This window comes from Allobosea spartocytisi, assembly GCF_014764685.1.
GTDB classification, from domain to species: Bacteria; Pseudomonadota; Alphaproteobacteria; order Rhizobiales; family Beijerinckiaceae; genus Allobosea; species Allobosea spartocytisi.
On record NZ_JACXWY010000021.1, the window covers coordinates 50998 to 68986 of the forward strand.

The 17989-nt window shown below is 67.9% G+C and carries 19 protein-coding genes; 9 read left to right on the forward strand and 10 right to left on the reverse strand.

What is annotated here, in order from left to right; all coding sequences use genetic code 11:
* Positions 1–86: 86 nt before the first annotated feature.
* The 3 genes from IED13_RS23585 (at position 87) to chrA (ending at position 3701) form a co-directional block, all read left to right on the forward strand.
* Positions 87–1349, forward strand: a complete 1263-nt coding sequence (locus tag IED13_RS23585) for a hemolysin family protein (RefSeq protein WP_191125657.1) — start codon at positions 87–89, stop codon at positions 1347–1349.
* Positions 1350–1479: 130 nt separating this feature from the next.
* Positions 1480–2313 (forward strand): chromate resistance protein ChrB domain-containing protein, encoded by an 834-nt coding sequence (locus IED13_RS23590; protein WP_191125644.1) that lies wholly within the window; start codon positions 1480–1482, stop codon positions 2311–2313.
* Positions 2310–3701 carry a chromate efflux transporter gene (gene chrA, locus IED13_RS23595; RefSeq protein ID WP_191125645.1) on the forward strand — a complete coding sequence of 464 codons (1392 nt, stop codon included), beginning with the start codon at positions 2310–2312 and terminating at the stop codon, positions 3699–3701. The genes IED13_RS23590 and chrA overlap by 4 nt, the downstream gene beginning before the upstream one ends.
* Before the next feature lie 3 nt (positions 3702–3704).
* Here the strand turns inward: chrA and IED13_RS23600 are convergent, their stop codons facing one another.
* The 4 genes from IED13_RS23600 to IED13_RS23615 all read right to left on the reverse strand — a co-directional run bounded on the left by IED13_RS23600 (position 3705) and on the right by IED13_RS23615 (position 6812).
* Positions 3705–4025 (reverse strand): hypothetical protein, encoded by a 321-nt coding sequence (locus IED13_RS23600; protein WP_191125646.1) that lies wholly within the window; start codon positions 4023–4025, stop codon positions 3705–3707.
* A gap of 128 nt (positions 4026–4153) precedes the next feature.
* Positions 4154–5347 carry an FAD-dependent monooxygenase gene (locus IED13_RS23605; RefSeq protein WP_191125647.1) on the reverse strand — a complete coding sequence of 398 codons (1194 nt, stop codon included), beginning with the start codon at positions 5345–5347 and terminating at the stop codon, positions 4154–4156.
* A 124-nt stretch (positions 5348–5471) separates the two neighbouring features.
* Positions 5472–5723 (reverse strand): zinc-finger domain-containing protein, encoded by a 252-nt coding sequence (locus IED13_RS23610; RefSeq protein ID WP_112764567.1) that lies wholly within the window; start codon positions 5721–5723, stop codon positions 5472–5474.
* 99 nt (positions 5724–5822) lie between these two features.
* Positions 5823–6812 (reverse strand): heparan-alpha-glucosaminide N-acetyltransferase, encoded by a 990-nt coding sequence (locus IED13_RS23615; RefSeq protein ID WP_191125648.1) that lies wholly within the window; start codon positions 6810–6812, stop codon positions 5823–5825.
* Positions 6813–6911: 99 nt separating this feature from the next.
* Between IED13_RS23615 and IED13_RS23620 the strand changes: the two genes are divergently transcribed.
* Together IED13_RS23620 and cysE are read left to right on the forward strand one after the other, a co-directional pair.
* Positions 6912–7679, forward strand: a complete 768-nt coding sequence (locus tag IED13_RS23620) for an alpha/beta fold hydrolase (protein WP_191125658.1) — start codon at positions 6912–6914, stop codon at positions 7677–7679.
* 188 nt (positions 7680–7867) lie between these two features.
* The gene (gene cysE, locus IED13_RS23625) at positions 7868–8716 is read left to right on the forward strand and encodes a serine O-acetyltransferase (protein WP_133563389.1); all 849 of its coding nucleotides are present in this window, start codon (positions 7868–7870) and stop codon (positions 8714–8716) included.
* Here the strand turns inward: cysE and IED13_RS23630 are convergent.
* Positions 8707–9612, reverse strand: coding sequence for a LysR family transcriptional regulator (locus tag IED13_RS23630; RefSeq protein ID WP_191125649.1), 906 nt, complete (start codon positions 9610–9612; stop codon positions 8707–8709). The genes cysE and IED13_RS23630 overlap by 10 nt on opposite strands.
* Positions 9613–9758: 146 nt before the next feature.
* Between IED13_RS23630 and IED13_RS23635 the strand changes: the two genes are divergently transcribed.
* Positions 9759–11081 (forward strand): serine hydroxymethyltransferase, encoded by a 1323-nt coding sequence (locus IED13_RS23635; RefSeq protein WP_191125650.1) that lies wholly within the window; start codon positions 9759–9761, stop codon positions 11079–11081.
* A 173-nt stretch (positions 11082–11254) separates the two neighbouring features.
* Here IED13_RS23635 and prmB read toward each other — a convergent pair whose 3' ends face one another.
* The 3 genes from prmB to IED13_RS23650 all read right to left on the reverse strand — a co-directional run bounded on the left by prmB (position 11255) and on the right by IED13_RS23650 (position 14195).
* A complete protein-coding gene (gene prmB, locus IED13_RS23640; RefSeq protein WP_191125651.1) occupies positions 11255–12157 on the reverse strand; it encodes a 50S ribosomal protein L3 N(5)-glutamine methyltransferase in 903 nt (300 codons plus the stop codon).
* 212 nt (positions 12158–12369) lie between these two features.
* Positions 12370–12711 carry a hypothetical protein gene (locus IED13_RS23645; RefSeq protein WP_113254814.1) on the reverse strand — a complete coding sequence of 114 codons (342 nt, stop codon included), beginning with the start codon at positions 12709–12711 and terminating at the stop codon, positions 12370–12372.
* A gap of 104 nt (positions 12712–12815) precedes the next feature.
* Complete coding sequence (locus IED13_RS23650; protein ID WP_191125652.1) at positions 12816–14195, reverse strand: serine hydrolase domain-containing protein; 1380 nt, start codon at positions 14193–14195, stop codon at positions 12816–12818.
* Between the two features lie 155 nt (positions 14196–14350).
* Here IED13_RS23650 and IED13_RS28965 point away from each other — a divergent pair, with 155 nt between their 5' ends.
* On the forward strand, positions 14351–14563 hold the full coding sequence (locus tag IED13_RS28965) for a DUF3126 family protein (RefSeq protein WP_038358447.1): 213 nt from the start codon (positions 14351–14353) through the stop codon (positions 14561–14563).
* Positions 14564–14722: 159 nt separating this feature from the next.
* On the opposite strand, the gene IED13_RS23660 is transcribed toward IED13_RS28965, so the two are convergent.
* A complete protein-coding gene (locus IED13_RS23660) occupies positions 14723–15445 on the reverse strand; it encodes a hypothetical protein (RefSeq protein ID WP_191125653.1) in 723 nt (240 codons plus the stop codon).
* Positions 15446–15518: 73 nt separating this feature from the next.
* On the reverse strand, positions 15519–16790 hold the full coding sequence (locus IED13_RS23665) for a GGDEF domain-containing protein (protein WP_191125654.1): 1272 nt from the start codon (positions 16788–16790) through the stop codon (positions 15519–15521).
* Positions 16791–17072: 282 nt separating this feature from the next.
* Here IED13_RS23665 and IED13_RS23670 point away from each other — a divergent pair, with 282 nt between their 5' ends.
* Positions 17073–17399, forward strand: a complete 327-nt coding sequence (locus IED13_RS23670; protein WP_038358441.1) for a DUF6949 family protein — start codon at positions 17073–17075, stop codon at positions 17397–17399.
* A gap of 57 nt (positions 17400–17456) precedes the next feature.
* The gene (locus IED13_RS23675; protein ID WP_038358438.1) at positions 17457–17987 is read left to right on the forward strand and encodes a gamma carbonic anhydrase family protein; all 531 of its coding nucleotides are present in this window, start codon (positions 17457–17459) and stop codon (positions 17985–17987) included.
* Positions 17988–17989: the final 2 nt, after the last annotated feature.

Below are 17989 nucleotides of genomic sequence, written 5' to 3' on the forward strand. Positions count from 1 at the left end.
GGCGCAATACGCTATAAGGGGGCCGGAAGCTGGCCGCCAGATGTCGCGGCTTTGCAGGTCGCAGGCTGGTTTTGTTAACCGAAATCCTGATCGTCGTGGTGCTGACCGTGATCAACGGTCTGCTCTCCATGTCGGAACTCGCCGTCGTCTCATCGAGGCCGGCTCGGCTCAAGGTTCTCAGCGATCAGGGCAATAGGGGCGCGACGACCGCCCTGCGCCTCGCGTCCGATCCCGGCCGCTTCCTCTCGACGGTTCAGATCGGCATCACGCTGGTCGGCGTGCTCTCCGGCGCCTTCTCGGGCGCGACGCTCGGCACGCGCCTGTCGGCGTGGCTGGGCACACACGGATTCTCGCAATCGGTATCCGACACGCTCGGCGTCGGTATCGTCGTCGTCGCCATCACCTATCTGTCGCTGATCCTCGGCGAGCTCGTGCCGAAGCAGGTTGCGCTGCGCGATCCCGAGCGTGTGGCGGCGCGCGTCGCGCCGGCCATGGCGTTCCTGTCCAAGATCGGCGCGCCGCTGGTCTTCCTGCTCGACATCTCCGGCAAGGCGGTGCTCGCGCTTCTCGGCCAGAAGGGCGAGTCCGAGGAGAGGGTGACCGAGGAGGGGGTGCGCACCATCATCGCGGAGGCCGAGACGGCCGGCGTTCTGGAGCGCGACGAGCGCGAGATGATCACCGGCGTCATGCGCCTCGCCGACCGTTCGGCGCGAGCCCTGATGACACCGCGCCGCGAGGTCGAGGTCGTCGACCTCGCCGACAGCCCCGAGGAGATCTGCGCGCAGCTGCGGGCGACGCGCCGTTCGCGCCTGCCGGTGCAGGACGGCGAGTCGGATTCGATCGTCGGCGTCGTGGTGGTCAAGGACACGATCGATTTCCTCGCCAGCGGCGACATGCAGGAATTGCGGGCGCTGGTGAACGAGGCGCCGGTGGTGATGGATACCGCGGACGCGCTGCATGTGCTGCGTGAAATCCGCTCGAGCCGGGTGCATATGGCGCTTGTCTTCGACGAATACGGTCATTTCGAGGGCATCATCACCCCGGGTGACGTGCTCGAGGCCATTATCGGCGTCTTCCAGGAGGAGGAGGAGAGCGAGCCTGCCGTGGTCGCGCGGCCGGACGGCTCCTATCTGGTCGCCGGCTGGATGCAGGCCGACGAGTTCTCGCAGGAGTTCGGCATCCCGATGCCGCGCGACGCGGACTTCCAGACCGTGGCCGGCTTCATCCTGGCTGAAATGAACCATCTGCCCAATGTCGGCGAGACCTTCGACAAGGATCGCTGGCGCTTCGAGGTGGTCGATCTCGACGGGCGCCGGATCGACAAGATCCTGCTCAGCCCGATCGCGTGATGCGGGCTGCCGGCATTGACGCCGGCGGAGCCTCCGTGGTGTAGTCGGGCCAAGGGGTTCATCGCGACGACCCCGTGAGGCTTCGGCCCAATGCTCGCGTCCAACTTCCTTGCTTCAGGATGGACGCACCATGTCTTCCAACGAACAGATCACGGTTGCGCAATTGTCCCGGCTCGTCGGCAGGCCCGACGCACCGGCGATCATCGATGTCCGGATCGACGAGGATTTCGCCGCCGATCCGGTTCTCCTGCCCACGGCGACGCGCCGCGACTACCGCGCGGTCGCGGATTGGGCCTCGGACTATGCCGACCAGCAACAGGTCATTGTCGTCTGCCATCGAGGCCTCAAGCTCAGCGAAGGGGTCGCTGCCTGGCTGCGGCAAGCCGGCATCGCGGCGGAGAGCCTCGAAGGCGGGCATCTCGCCTGGCGACAGGCCGGCGGGCTCACGGTCTTGCCGGCGCATTTGCCCCCGGCCGGCCCCTCCGGCGGCAGCGTCTGGGTGACGCGGGCCCGGCCCAAGATCGACCGCATCGCCTGTCCCTGGCTCATCCGCCGCTTCGTCGATCGCAAGGCGGTGTTTCTCTTCGTGGCCGCCACGGAAGTCGAGGCGGTGGCGGAGCGCTTCGGCGCCACGCCCTTCGATGTCGAGGGCGTGTTCTGGAGCCATCGCGGACCGCGCTGCACCTTCGATGTGATGATCGAGGAGTTCGGCCTGGCCTCGCCGGCGCTCGACAGGCTCGCCCGGATCGTCAGGGCGGCCGATACCGCGACGCTGGACGCCGAACCGCAGGCCGCCGGCCTGCTGGCGGCTTCGCTCGGGCTGTCGCGCATGTTCAAGCACGATCTCGAGCAGCTCGACGCCGGCATGCTGCTCTATGACGCCTTCCATCGCTGGAGCCGGGACGCCAGCGAGGAAACCCATAACTGGCCTTCCGCGCGTCCGGTTTCGGAGCCCCGCTCATGACCACCCTGCAATCGGACATGGCGGCCGGGCCGGCCGAGCGCATGCCGACGCTGGCTGAGGCGACGCGCGTCTGGGCGAAGATCGGTTGCCTCTCCTTCGGCGGCCCGGCCGGGCAGATCGCGTTGATGCATCGCGAGCTGGTCGAGGAGCGGCGTTGGATCGGCGAGGAGCGCTTCCTGCATGCGCTCAACTACTGCATGCTGCTGCCGGGCCCCGAGGCACAGCAGCTTGCGATCTATATCGGCTGGCTGATGCACCGGACGCTCGGCGGGCTGATCGCCGGGCTGCTCTTCATCCTGCCCGGCGCGCTGGTGATGCTGGGCCTGAGCGCGCTCTACGTCACCTGGCGCCATGTGCCGCTGGTTGACGGGCTGTTCTTCGGGATCAAGGCGGCTGTCCTCGCCATCGTGATCGAGGCCGGCTTCCGCATCAGCCGCCGCGCGCTGAAGACGCCGGCGATGCGGCTCGTGGCGCTGGCGGCCTTCCTCGCGCTCTTCCTGTTCAAGATGCCGTTTCCGCTCGTCATTCTCGCGGCGGCGTTCGTGGGCTGGGCCGGACATCGGCTGGCGCCGAACCTGTTCTCGACGGCGCAGCGCCATGCCGCGCTGGGTCCGCCCGTCACCGGGCTGGTCGATGAGCTGTTTGCGCGCGGGGAGCTGACGCATACGCGGCCCTCGCCGGGCAGGGCGCTGCGGGTGCTCGCGCTCTGGCTGCCCCTATGGCTGGCGCCGGTCGGGCTGCTCTGGCTGACGACCGGGGCCGGGAGCGTCTGGACGCAGATCGGCTCCTTCTTCAGCACGATGGCGGTCGTGACTTTCGGCGGCGCCTATGCGGTCTTGAGCTATGTCGCCCAAGCGGCGGTCGAGGGCTTCGGCTGGCTCGCTCCGGGCGAGATGCTGGACGGGCTCGGGCTTGCCGAGACGACACCGGGGCCGCTCGTGCTGGTCCTGCAGTTCGTCGGCTTCCTGGCCGGCTTCCGGATGCCCGGCATGTTGCCGCCGCTGCTGGCCGGCAGCCTCGGCGCGCTCCTGACGCTGTGGGCGACCTTCGCGCCCTGCTTCCTGTGGATCTTCCTCGGAGCGCCCTATATCGAGGCGCTGCGCAGCAACGAGAGCCTCTCGGCGGCGCTGGCGGCGATCACGGCGGCAGTGGTAGGGGTGATCGCGAACCTCGCCTTGTGGTTCGGGCTGCATGTGCTGTTTCGCGAGCTGCGCAGCCTTGACCTCGTCTGGCTCTCGCCGGACGTGCCGGTGCTCTCGTCGCTGGACTGGCAGGCGGCACTGCTGGCGGCCGGCGCCATCCTCGCGATTCTGCGGTTCCGCATCGGCATGATGCCGGTGCTCGCCGCCTGCGGGGCGGCGGGCATTGCCCTCAAGGGGCTGGGTTGAGGCTCAGCGCCGCGGCGTCTCGCCGGGCTCGATGATGCGGTACTCGGCGTCGATGATCTCGATGCGCTCGGCTGGCCGAGCCTGACCGCCGAAGGGATCGGCCGCGCGGTCGAAGCCGGCGGCCTTGAGCTTGGCCTTCAGCCGCCAGACCGCGATGGCGCCGGCGACGGCGACGATGGGGATCAGGATCAGCGCAAGGCTCGCCGCCACGAGGAACAGCGTGATGCCGACGACGAAGCTTGCGGCCATGACGAGCCATGTCGCCCAGCGCGGCATCGAAGCCCCGCGGCGGTTGAGCTGGTCGTAGAGATTGACGCGGATCATGTCGGTTCCACTCCTCCTCGGGCCAAGAGATAGGAACGAATTGCGGCGTTGACGAGATGCCGTTTCGATCGGCGGCGCCCAGAGACCTTTTGACACAGGCCAAGCCGTGGGGAGGCTGGGAAAGGAACTCAGCCCGCGTCGCGCCAGCCGTAGAGCCAGTCATAGCGTTTGCGCATCCCCTCCGGGCCGAGGCGCCGGAGCACGAGGTCGCGCCCGATGCTCCAGGGCCAGCCGAGATGGAAATTGCGGCCGTTCTCGCGGCTCGCCTCCTGCACGCGGGCGACGCGTTGCGCGCGGGCCGCGGCATAGGCCGCCATGGCAGCCTGGACGCCGGCAGCGCCCTCCCGCGCCAGATGCTGCGCCAGCAGGCGCGCGAGCACGCCGGCATCCTCGATGGCGAGCGAGGCGCCTTGGGCAAGAAAGGGCAGGACCGGGTGGGCGGCGTCGCCGAGCAGCGCGATCCGTCCCTTCGCCATGGCGGCCGGCTTGCGGTCGAACAGCGACCAGACCTGCCAGCCGCCGGCGGCGCCGGCGAGCTGTCGCAGAGCCGGTGAGGCGCCGGCGAGATGCTCGGTCAGGACGGCGCGGTCGCCTTCGCGGGTCCAGCCTTCGCGCGCCTCGCGCGCCTGGCGCAGGACGACGAGGTTGATCTGCCTCCCGCTCGATACGGGGTAATGGACGGCATGGCGTTGCGGGCCGAGATGCAGGGTCACGCGCGGCTTTTCGCCCGCGATGCCGGGAGCTGTCGCCGTCGGCACCATGGCGCGCCAGGCTTCGTAGCCGGTGAATTCGGGCGCAGCCGCATCCCCCGTCAGGCCACGGATGCGCGACCACAGCCCGTCGGCGCCGATCAGGCCGAGGCCGTGCAAGGTTTCGCTGCCGTTCTGACTGCTGAGCGTCGCGGTGACGCCGGCATCGTCCTGCCGCACATCCTCGACGCCGCGTCCGACCACGAAGCGGATATTGGGCATGGCGCGGGCAGCGTCGAGCAGGACGGTGTGCAGGTCGATGCGGCTCATCAGGCGGAAAGGCGTCGGCGCCCCCGCAGGATCCGCCGGCATCTCGACCACCGGCGCGCCGTCGCGCCAGCGGCGGACGGCCAGCCCGTTGGAGGAAACGCCGACACGCTTCAACGGCAAGGCGAGGTCGAGCGCCTCGAGCACGCGGCCGGAATTCGGGGTGAGCTGCAGGCCGGCCCCGGTCTCGCCGAAGCCGGTGCGTTTCTCGACGACGGTCGAGGCGATGCCGCGCCGGGCCAGAGACAGAGCCGCCGCAAGGCCGCCGATGCCGGCGCCGGCGATGAGGATGTGAGGAGCGCTCAAGGCAGCCGCCTTCGATGGATCGACCGGTTGTCGCCGCAGGAGCGCAGGTGCCCCTCAGTACCTGCGCGGATGGATCGTCAGCCGCTCAGGCCGCGGCGGGAGCCTGCGGGCCGCGTCGCGGGAATCAGGCCGCCTTGGCGTCGTCGTGATACTCGCATTCCGGCGGATTCGACGCGCCGCCCTTCAGCGAGGGGTCGTATTTGAACAGCGTCGAGCAATAGGGGCAGACGATCTCGTTGTCCGAGCCCATGTCGAGGAAGACATGCGGATGGTCGAAGGGCGGCTTGGCGCCGATGCACATGAATTCGTGCGCGCCGACATGGATCACGGCGACGCCTGCGTCGTTCTGGAAATGCGGGATGCCGGTCGCGGCCATGGCTCTTCGCTCTTCAAAGCTGGAATTCGCGCGCAACCTATCCCGACAGGGCGCGAGATGCCAGAGCCTGTTTAGGCTCCGGAACCGGCGCGTTTCGCCTTACGGACCGCGCAGGCAGGCCTGGGCGAGGCGGGTCATGCGGGTGCTTTCCTCGGTGGACAGCGTATCGCTGAGCGCCTTCTGCCAGAGGTTCTCGCGCTTGAGGCCGTCCACGGTGCAGGCGCAGACCTCCCGGCAGATCTGTTGCGAGTTCGAGGGCCCCGCGCAGCTTCGCTGGCATTCGGCCCGGAAGGCGCGCTCATCCGGCGAGAGCGGCGGGGCGATCTGCGTCGCCAGCATGATCAGCCCGATGAAGACCGGCTGGTGGACGAGATAGACCAGCAGGCTATGGCGCCCGCCCCAGCAGATGATTCGGGTTGGCCACGAGCGTGGCCGCCAGCTCGCGGCGGCCGTCCCGTCGAGGCGGGGCAGGACGAGACGCGCCAGCGCGATGCCGGTGAGCACGCAGCCGAACCAGGGGAAGACCGGGACGAAATCGGCCGTCTGGATCGGCGCATGCGAGAAGCCGAGCCAGACCGTCCAGGGCTGGTCGAGCAGGGGGCTCGTGACGAAGGCGGGCAGGGCGAAGGCGAGCGCCGCGGCGAGGATGACGAGGAGCACCGGCAGGCGCAGGAACGGCAGGGCGAGCACGCTCGCCAGCGCGACATGGTGCAGGATGCCGAAGAAGATGAAGTTCTCGCGCATCGCGAAGAAGGTGCCGACCGTCACGAGAGCGGCAGCCGCGGCGACCATGGCCAGGCGTTTCAGAAAGGCGTTGCGATTCAGCCCCTTGCGCGTCGCCAGCACGAGGCTGACGCCGACCACGACCAGGAAGGAGCCGGCGATGCAGCGCGCGAACAGCCGCCAGCCCGGCTCGAAGGCGATATCGGTCTCGATCAATCCGAAATTCGACAGATCATAGGCGAAATGGAAGATGAACATCGCCAGCAGCGCGATGCCGCGCGCCAGATCGACGAACTGGATTCGGCCGCCCTTCGGCAGGGGGGGCGGGGTTGGCGCAGGCGAAGCGTTTGCGGCAGGCTCGGTCATGGCCGTCGTTCATAAGCAAGCGGCGCGCTGGCGGCTACCCAAAGTGGCTTGGGCATGGCAGGGAAGGCTTCAGTCGAACGGACCTCCATGACGGAACCCATGCAGAGCTTTTCCTCCGACGGCGTGCGGATCGCCTATGTCGACCTCGCGCCTACCGGCGATGTGCCGAAGCACGAGACCGTGGTGCTCGTCCACGGCTTCGCCTCGAGCCATGTCATCAACTGGGTCAACACCCAGTGGACGAAGACGCTGACCCATGCCGGCTACCGCGTCGTCGCCCTCGACGATCGCGGCCATGGCGAAAGCGAGAAGCTCTACGACCCGGCGGCCTATTCCTCGCAGATCATGGCCGAGGATGTGCGCCGGCTGATGGACCATCTCGACATCCCGCGCGCGGCGGTGATGGGCTATTCGATGGGCGCGCGCATCTCGGCGCATCTGGCGCTGGCGCATCCGCAGCGGCTGAATGCGCTGCTGCTCGGCGGGCTCGGGATCCATCTGGTCGAAGGGGTGGGGCTGCCGATCGGCATCGCCGATGCAATGGAGGCGCCGTCGCTCGATACGCTGACCGATCCGATGCAGCGCATGTTCCGCGCCTTCGCCGAGCAGACCAAGAGCGACCTCAAGGCGCTCGCCGCCTGCATCCGCGGCTCGCGCCAGACGCTGACGGCCGGGCAGGTCGGCCAGATTTCGGTGCCCACCCTGATCAGCGTCGGCACGAAGGACGACGTCTCAGGCTCCGGCCCGGAGCTGGCGAAGCTCATTCCCGGTGCCGAGTCCTTCGATATCGTCGGGCGAGACCACAATCTCGCGGTGGGCGACAAGAGCCACAAGCAGGCCGTGCTCGACTTCCTCGCGCGGTTGTGAGATGGACGGCGTGCGAGCAGGTTCCTCCGAAATGCGGGCGAAACCAATGTGTTGTCGAAAACGGTTCACGCGCTGATTCCGCTGCCTTCCATATTGATTCAAACCCGCTCTGCGTTTGCCTTTGGCCTCTGGCCCCTTCCTGGTGCTAGTCTAGGCTTCTGCCGAACGGTTATTCCCGGAGAACGATCATGCCGTCAGGGCACTCCGCCGTAGATATCCGCGATGCCGCCAGCGGCCTCGACCGGGTCGATCCCGTCTGGTCGCGCCTGCGCCGCGAGGCCGAGGCCGCCGTCGCCGCCGAGCCGGCGCTCGGCACGCTCATCGTCGCCTCGGTGCTGAACCAGCCGAGCTTCGAAGGCGCCGTCGCGCATCGCGTCGCAGCCCGGCTCGGCCATCCGGCCGTGACGGCCGACCTGATCGAGCAGGCCTTCACCGAGGCGATGACCGATGACGACACCATCGGCCCCGGCATGCGCGCCGACGTCATGGCCGTGCTCGACCGTGACCCCGCCTGCTACCGGGTGCTGGAGCCGGTGCTGTTCTTCAAGGGCTTCCACGCCCTGCAATGCCACCGGCTGGCGCATTGGCTGTGGATGCGGGACCGGCGCGATTTCGCGCTCTATCTTCAGGCGCGCTCCTCCGAAGTGTTCCAGACCGACATCAACCCGGCTGCCCGGATCGGCAAGGGCGTCTTCCTCGACCACGCGACCGGGCTCGTCGTCGGGGAGACGGCGGTGATCGAGGACAATGTCTCGATGCTGCACGGCGTCACGCTCGGCGGCACGGGCAAGCAGGGCGGCGACCGCCACCCCAAGATCCGCAAGGGCGTGCTGATCGGCGCCGGCGCCAAGATCCTCGGCAATATCGAGGTCGGCCAGTGCAGCCGCGTCGCGGCCGGTTCGGTCGTGCTCCAGCCGGTGCCGCGCAACAAGACGGTGGCGGGCGTGCCGGCCAAGGTCGTCGGCGAGGCCGGCTGCGCCGAGCCGTCGCGCTCGATGGACCAGATTCTTGGCGGCGATTGCGGCGCCTATATCTGAGCCGCTTCGTCGGCCGAGGCGGCAAGCCATTCCATGATCTCGACCCGGCGTGCATGCGCGCCGGAGCCTGTGGCTGGACTCAAGGTGAGCCTGTCCGGCATCGGCATGGCCTGCCGGAAGGGCGCAGCCAGCCGGCCAGCGGCCAGAAGGGGCGCGACGAGGCTCATCCGGCCCATGAGTACGCCGGAGCCCGAGAGCGCTGCGTCCAGCGCCAGGGCATAGAGCGAGAAGGCCGGCCCGCGCCCTGAATCGACCTTGGCCTCCGGCGCGGCGAAGCCGAGCCAGCGTGCCCAGTCGCCGCGCCAGACGGCGTCGTGCAGCAGGGTCTGCCGCGCGAGATCGGCGGGTGAAGCCAGCCGGCCGGCCAGCGCGGGCGTGCAGACGGGCAGGATCGCGTCGGGGCTGATCTGGATCGCGGCCGGCTCCGCGACGGTGTCCCGATAGAACAGCGAGAGGTCATAGGGGTCCCGTCGCGGGTCCGGCGGCTCCTCCATGGCTGCGACCGAAACCTGCAGTTCCGGAAAAGCCTGCTGCAACCGGCCCAGACGCGGCGAGAGCCAGAGCTGGGCGATGCAGGGCAGGGCGGCGATGGCAAGCGGCCGGTGCGGCTGCGCTTCGCGCAGGGCCTGCACCGCCTGGCCCAGCATGTCGAAGCCGCGTGTCAGCCTGGGCAGCGCCTCGCGCGCCGCGTCCGTCAGGGCGACGCCTTGCGGCAGCCGGCGAAACAGCGGGAAGCCGAGCCCGGTTTCGAGCTGCCGGATCTGCTGGGTGATCGCGCCGGCGGTGACGCCGATTTCCTCCGCCGCCTTGGCGAAGCTTTCCAGCCGCGCAGCCGCCTCGAAGGCCCGCAAGGCGGTGAGCGGGGGCAGGCGCGGGCGCGGCGGCTTGACGGGCAAGGGGAAGCTCCGGGTCGAGGCTGAGATTTCCTCATCCTCCCGGCCATGAATACTCATTTGCGCGCGACGCGGCAAACCGCTGATATGCCTCAGGTTCCAAAACGGGCACCGGGACAACACGCAGTCGCTGAAGTGGAGGATGGCGCATGACGGCTCTGGGCAGGCGCGATTGGGTGCCGCAGGCGAGCGAGGACTATATCCAGCGGATCGCCGGCGAGACGGCGGGCCAGCCGCTCGATGCCATCGCGGACAGGATTACGGCGCTGACCGCCGAGAACCGCGCCATCCACGAGCGCGATTGCGTCAATCTCAACCCCGCCACCAATGTGATGAACCCGAAGGCTGAGGCCCTGCTCTCGGCTGGGATCGGGGCGCGGCCCTCGCTCGGCTATCCCGGCGACAAATACGAGATGGGGCTGGAGGCGATCGAGCAGATCGAGGTGATCGCGGCCGAGCTCGCAGCCGAGGTTTTCGGCGCGACATATGCGGAGATCCGCGTGCCCTCCGGCGCCATCGCCAATCTCTACGCCTTCATGGTCGCGGCGAAGGCGGGCGACTGCATCATCGCGCCGCCGGGCGAGATCGGCGGGCATGTCACCCATCACGGCGCGGGCGCGGCCGGGCTCTACGGCATCGTCACCCATCCGGCGCCGATCGACCCCGTGAAGTATACGGTCGATGTCGAAAAGCTGCGCGCGGATGCGCTCAGGCTCCGCCCGAAGCTGATCTCGATCGGCGGCAGCTTGAATCTCTTTCCGCATCCGATCCGCGAGATCCGCACCATCGCCGACGAGGTCGGTGCGCTCGTGCTGTTCGACGCGGCGCATATGTCCGGCATGATCGCCGGCCATGGCTGGCAGCAGCCGCTGGAGGAGGGTGCTCATCTGATGACGATGAGCACCTATAAGAGCCTCGGCGGGCCGCCTTCAGGGTTGATCGTCACCAATGATGCCGACATCGCGAAAAAACTCGACGCCATCGCCTATCCCGGGCTGACGGCTAATTTCGACGCGGCGAAATCGGCGTCGCTGGCCGTCTCGCTCCTCGATTGGAAGGCACATGGCCGCGCCTATGCGCAGGAGATGGCCAAGACAGCGAAGGCCTTGGCCGAGGCTCTGTCAGAGCGGCAGGTGCCGGTTTTCGCCCGCGACCGGGGCATGACGACCTCGCATCAGTTCGCCATCGAAGCCGCGCCCTATGGCGGTGGGCAGGCGGCAGCGAAGCGGCTTCGCGCGGTCAACATCCTGTCCTGTGGCATCGGCCTGCCGCTGCCGGCGGTGGAGGGCGATGTGAACGGGCTCAGGCTCGGCACGCCGGAGATCGTGCGCTTCGGCATGACGGCCGCCGACATGCCGGAGCTGGCGGGTTATATTGCCGAGGGGTTGAACGGCTCGCGTCCGGCCGAGGCGGTGGCGAAGGACGTGACGGCATTCCGCGGCCGCTTCCGCGAGCTGCATTTCATGCGCTGAACGGCCGCATCGTCATGCTCGGGCTTGACCCGAGCATCTCGTGACCGAGAGGCTCGGAAGTCCCTTCTCGCGAGAGATTCTCGGGTCTGCGCTTCGCTCCGCCCGAGAATAACGCTCTGTTGCAGTCAATAGGGTTCGGGCTAAGCGTAGCGCGCTTGCCTCGGATCTGCCGTTCAGCCCGGCAGATCCGCCTCGCCGATCCAGAAGACTTCCGCCTCGCTCTCTTCCGTGTCGAGCCAGGTGAAGGGCAGGTCGTATACCGCCTCGAGCGCCTCGCGCCCGGTGCCGACCTCACAGAGCAGGCCGCCGCCGGGGTTCAGATGGTTGCGGGCCTGCGCCAGGATGCGGTGCACGAGGTCGAGACCGTCCGCGCCAGCGATATGGGCCATCTGCGGCTCGCTGGCATATTCCGGCGGGAAGGCGGCGACCTCCTCGGCGGTGACATAGGGCGGGTTGGCGATGATGAGGTCGTAACGCTGACCATCGAGCGGGGCGAAGAGATCGCCCTGGAGCAGATGGACGCGATCGCCGAGATCGTAATCGGCGACATTGAGGCGGGCGACATCGAGCGCGTCCGGCGAGAGTTCGACGGCATCGACCTCGGCATTGGGAAAGCGTCCGGCGGCGATAATGGCGAGGCAGGCGGAGCCGGTGCAGAGGTCGAGCACGCGACCGACGGCTTCCGGCTCCGGGACGAGGCCGAGCCCTTCCGATTCGAGCACACCGCGCATCAGGAGTTCGCCGATATAGGAGCGCGGGACGATGACGCGCTCATCGACCCGGAAGCCGAGGCCGTGGATATAGGCGCGCCCGACGAGATAGGGCGCGGGCTTGCGCGTGGTGACCCGCGCCTCGATCAGATCGAGCAGGCAGGCGCGCTCATCGCGGGTCAGGTGCGCATCGAGCCAGGGATTGATGTCGTCGACCGGCAGCTTGAGCGCCTCCAGGAGCAGGAAGGCGGCTTCGTCGAGCGCGTTGGTGGTGCCGTGGCCGAAGCTCAGCCCCGCCGCGTTGAAGCGCGAGACGGCATAGCGCAGCAGATCGCGCAGGGTGAGGAGGTCGTCAAGGGCGGTCATCGTCGGGGGCAGTTGTCCGGGTGGCGTCGCAGCCTCTTACAGGGCGGCGAGGGAAAGCGCCAAGCGGTCTCCCTCCCGGACGAGCCGCATGGCTTAGAGCATCGGCCCGAAAAGTGGCACGCGGTTTTCGAGGAAAGCCGATGTAAAAACAAAGAGCTACAGCATCGGACCGAATACAATTTTCGGTCCGATGCTGTAGCGCGTCGTCCGCGTCACGAACTGCCGGCCGGGGCGAAGAAGCAGAGCAGATCTCCGGCATCGTCGATGCAGAGATGAAAGTGGCCGTCGGGCGATTCCTTGGCCTTGTCATAGGGGATTTCGAGGATCAGGGGCTGGCGCCGTTCGGTCGGCCACATCGGGTGCGTGCCGGGCGCGACGGTGACGATGAAGCCTCCATGGCCTTCGCGCACGGTCTCGGCCGCGATCGGGGCGCAGTCGGCGCCGGAGCAGCAGTAGAACGGATAGTCCCAGCCGCTCGGGGCCTGATGCGAAAGCGCCGGCGCCGCTCCCACAGCCAGGATAGCCACCATGGCGAATGAAGCGATCAAGCGCATCGGCCAGCCCTCACCCGCAAGTTTGCGGCGCGAAAGGCGGCGAATGCATGGCGGAGCACCCGGTTCCGGCTACCCCGTATGGATCGGTGTGCGTCGCAACGGCGTCAGCCGGCCGCCTTCTCGACATAGCGGGCCAGCATCTCGACCTTCATATCCTCTTCGCCGATGAAGCGGCCGCCGCCGAGCCAGACCGACTGCGCTGCGCCGGTCTCGTCCCGCACCAGCCGGGCCGGTTCGCCCGGGCTGTTGAAGCCGGAGGCGCGGGTGATGTGGCCGCGATCCGGCGCGTCGAGCGTGATCTCGCCGGCGTCGAGGAAGGGGGTGAACAGCGCGGGGTTGGCGATGAGGACGCGGTCGGACACCGGCACCAGATCGCCCGCGCCCCAGATGCACCAGCCCCGGCGATTCCAGTCTTCGGTCCCGGCCGGCGGCGCGCCGCGCTCGGAGAAGGTTTTGAGGATGTGGACGACGCCGTCGAGCCAGGGATGGGCGAGCCCGTCGATCGCGTTGGTCAGGACGGACACCGTCAGGTCCTGCGCGGGGAAGACGCAGGTGCGGGTGATGAAGCCCTGGAAGCCGCCGGAATGGCCGAACCAGCGCCAGGCGCCTTCGCCGCCCGAGATGGTGCCGAGCCCATAATGGCGGCCGAGGCTCGCCTCGTCGTCCGGCCAGAGGCGTCGTGTCATCTCGCGGCGGCTCAAGGGCGTGAGGATGCTGGTTTCGGCCTGCGGCGAGAGCTGGGCGAAATAGCGGGCGACATCGGCCGCGGTGGCGACGAAGCCCGCTGCCGAAACCATGGCCCGGCCGGGATTGTCGCCGGGGATGACGACGCGGTAACCCAGAGGCTGCGTGCCGCTATGGCCCTTCGCCATCGGCCTATGGCCCCAGAGCTCGATATCGGCCTTGGTTTCGGTGAGGCCGACCTTCGCCACGACCTCGTCGGTGATCCATTCGCTGTAGCTCAGGCCGGTCACGGATTCGATGACGAGGCCGAGCAGGCCGAAGCCGTGGTTCGAATATTTGAAGCGCTGAGAGGCCGGAAAGACCGGCGGCTCGGCGAGGTCGTCAAGAAGTTCGGCCCTGTCGCAATAGGGCTTGCGGTCGAAGAACTGGCCATTGTCCGGCCCGTCGCGCGTCAGCCCGGCGCTGTTGGAGAGCACCTGGCCGATCGTCACCGCCGCGATTTCGGGATGCAAGCCGTCGATGAAGGAGCCGACCCTGTCGTCGAGCCGTAGCCGGCCGTCCTCGACGAGGCGCAGGATGCCGGCACCGGTGAAGCTCTTGGAATGGGAGGCGATGCGGAAGCCGTGGCGCGGCGTCAGCGCCTCGCCGGTCACGAGATCGGCGCTGCCGAAGGCGGCCTCGAGCGCGATCTCGCCGCCGTTCGCGACCGCGATGGCCACGCCCGGCTGGTCGTGCAGGCGGCGCTGGAAATCGAGCCAGCTCGCGACATAGGCGAGGGCGGAAGGGAGCCACGGCGTCATGAATGCGATCCGTCCTCGGGATGGGAGAGGGGCATGCTAAGGATCGCAGCCCGGGGTGCAAGCGGGGGGAAGATCGACGGAACGATGCCGGCTTTTGCTTGCCCTGTGCGGCCCGGCGTGGCATCGCTCCCGCCCAATCGAAAGGGACACAGACCGTGGACAAGACAGAACTCGCCAAGCTGCAGGACTATCTGCGCCGGACCTTCAGCAACACCAACATCTCCGTGCGGGCGCGGATGAAGAAGACCGATTCGGCCGAGGTCTATCTGGGTGAGGAATATATCGGCATCATCCATGTCGACGACGAGGACGGCGACCGCTCGTTCAACTTCACCATGGCGATCCTCGACGTCGATCTCGAGGGCTAATCCGCTTCCAGCCCTCATCCTGAGGAACAAGCGCGGCTTGCGTCTCGAAGGATGCTCCAGAGGGCTCGGAGCTTCCTGAAGCATCCTTCGAGACGCGCTCTTGGAGCGCTCCTCAGGATGAGGGCTGGGAATGGGCGAGCCGGCGCCGGCCCCTTCCGCTCATCGGATCAAACCGTCCAGCGTGCGGCGTACGCCGCCCAGCATCACGGCCCAGTCTGCGATGATGGCGCGTGGGAAGCGGATGTTCACATCCATGCCGCGGTGATGGAAGGTGACGCGGCAGGGCTCGTCGACAAGCCCGCCCACATTGATCGGGCAGCGCGCGGCGAAGCCCCGGCCGTCGGGAACCGAGACATAGAACTCGTCGCCCTCGAAGGGCGAGCCCTTGCGGAAGCCGCGCACCACCAGGCCGCCGGGATTCGACCAGACCGTCGGCGTCAGGAAGCGGGCATAGGTGGCGAGCTGGCGCGCGGGCTCGTTGACCTTGTCGGGCGGGCTCAGGGTGATCAGCAGCTTGTAGCGGCTCTGAGACAAGGCCGGGCCGAGGCTCGGCCAGTCCAGCCGCAGGCGGGCCATGCCGACGAGCCGGCTCCTGTCGCGGTCGTCATCGTCGATGCCGGTCAGGTTCCGCGGGATCATCAGCGCCACATCGCCAACGCGGGCCGGTTGCAGCTCCACTGAGGGCTCGTCGCGCCGATGCGTCCAGTAGAGCGCGGCGGCGGTCGCGAGCGCTCCGGCCAGCAGGATCGCGAACGCCGCCTTCAGCATGGCGCCGTCGGCGCGCGGCAAAGGCCGGGCCGGCCGCTGCAGGCGCATGCGGACCATCGAAGCCAGGGCGGCGCCCTGATGTCCGGGCAGGTGGTGGGGAAGCGACGCGGTCATGTCCGGTGTTCTCGGAACGGGTTGCGTCTTACTGAATCATTGCCGCCTTAACGGAGCGTAAACCATAAGCCGTTCAGCCGGCCGGAGCCTTCCGGAGCTCGCCGGCATTGCCGACGACGCGGTCGCGGCCGAGCCGCTTGGCCTCGTAGAGATGGGCGTCGGCATGGATCAGAAGGTCGCGAACGCTCGCGGCGTCGTCCGGATAGGTCGCGACGCCGATGCTGACCGTCGGAGCGGCGGCGAATTCCCGGGAAAGCGTGCCATGGACCGCGACCCGCATCCGTTCCGCATAGGCGAGGGCCGCGTTGTGCGGCATGTTCTCGCAGAGAATGACGAATTCCTCGCCGCCATAGCGAAAGATCCGGTCCTCGCTGCGGATTTCCGAGCGCAGGCATTCCACAACGCGGCGCAGCACCTCATCGCCGGTGACGTGGCCGTACCGATCGTTGATGCTCTTGAAGTGGTCGACGTCGAGGATCGCGAGGCTGAGCGGCTTTCGCGTGGCGGCAGCGCGCGTCGCCAAAGCGGGGGCGACGGTGTCGAAACGCTCGCGGGTGAGCGCGCCGGTCAGCGCATCATGCCCGCTCTTGCCGAGCAGATCCTCGTATTTGTGCCGATAGGTCAGCTTGTAGAAGATGTCGGCGAGGGGCTGCGGCGCGAGCTCCTGGGTGCTGCGCTCGAACAGCAGGAGGTAGAGGCCCATCAGCGCGCTATAGACCACGGCTGCGCCCATCTTGGCGACCCAGCCGCCGAAAAGAGCGTCCCAGGGCGTGCCGGTGACCGCGTGGAGGCCGGTGAAGAAGCAGATCTGGTCGAAGGTCAGGATCACCGCCAGGGTCAGGCAGGCCCGCAGCATGGTCGAGCGCGGCATCAGGCGGTGCAGCTTCTCGTAAAGCAGGATCAGCGCGATCGAATCGATGAAGAGCAGCGTCGTGCCCCAGATCATCAGCGCGCCCATCTGGTCGATCAGCACGAGGTCGGGATTGTAGCCGGGCAGCGCGACCGGCGAGCCGTAGAGGCGCAGCGTCAGCACCAGCGCCACCATCAGGAAATTGCCGACCAGCAGCCCGTAGATCGGCTGGCGGACGGTTTCGGCGTCCTCGCGGATGTAGAACAGCAGGATGATCGCGAGCTTGCCGGAAAACAGCACCGTCGAGCCCGGCGAAAGCAGTCCGAACGGCAACTGGATGAAGAAGACCGCTGCCAGATAGGTCTCGAGGAAATGCATCACGCCGAGCGCGCAGAGAAACGCGCCGAGGCCCATGACATGCCGCAGACGGAACAGGAAGGCCATGACGCCGAAATAGATGAGCGCCTGAGCCAGGAGCAGGGTGATGCCTGACATCGGGAGAATCGCGTGGCTGCCAGCGCGTCTTACGGCATTCTTCCCGCAGGGCGGTCAACGGGGAAGGTCGCATGCCCCGCATTCGGCGGCTGACTGTGCCGCGGAAGGCACTGCGGTCGGCGCCGCTTCCGGCCCCGGTTCCGGGGAGGGGACGCAGGGCGTAGTGCCGCTCGGTACGGCCACATTAACCATGCCGGTTTACTATCCGGTAAGGCTTTTCTTCACAGTTCGTAAACCATAAGCCAGTGTCCCGCGCATCGCTCCGAGGGGAAGCTGCGCGCCATGACGATCGAACCCGCCACGCTCGAGGCGTTGCAGTCGCTGATCCTCGGTTTTGCCTTCGCCGGCCTTCTCGCAAGCGCTTTCGAGCTGTTTACGGCGCAGCGTGCGGATTTCAAGCTGCTGCAGGCCGGCGGTCTCGCAGCGGTCGCCAGCGTGCCAGTGGTCATCTTCAGCGCGCCGTTCCTGATCCTGCGCAACACGGTTCGCGGCCGCCGGATCGAGGGGCGGCCCTTCCTGTTCGTGATGCTCGCCAGCATGATCGCGGCCGTCTGGAGCATGGCGTCGGGCCGCGTCGTCCTCGACCTGCTGCACGTCCTCGTGGCTTGACGCCAGCCCGCCGGCGCCCTCAAAGCTCGGCATCGACGCATCCTCCGGGAGAATCCGATGCCGCTCTATTCGCTCGATGGAACCAAGCCGGAGACGCCTCCGCAGGGACAATGGTGGCTGGCTCCCGATGCCCATGTGATCGGGCGCGTGAGGCTCGCCGCCGGGGTCGGGATCTGGTTCGGGGCGGTTCTGCGCGGCGACAATGAGTGGATCGAGATCGGCGAGGACAGCAATGTCCAGGAGGGCTGCGTCTTCCATACCGATATGGGCTTTCCGCTTACCGTCGGTCCCCGCTGCACCATCGGCCACCGTGCGATCCTGCATGGCTGCACCATCGGCGAGAATAGCCTGGTCGGCATGGGCGCGACCGTGCTGAACGGCGCGAAGATCGGCCGCAACAGCCTTGTCGGGGCCAATGCGCTGGTGACGGAGGGCAAGGAATTTCCCGACAATTCGCTGATCGTCGGCGCGCCGGCCCGGGCCGTCCGGACGCTCGACGACAAGGCCGCGGCCGGGATCACCGCCTCGGCGCAGGCCTATGCCCGGCGCTGGCGGCAATTCGCGGCGGGGCTCGAGCGGCTGGATTGAGC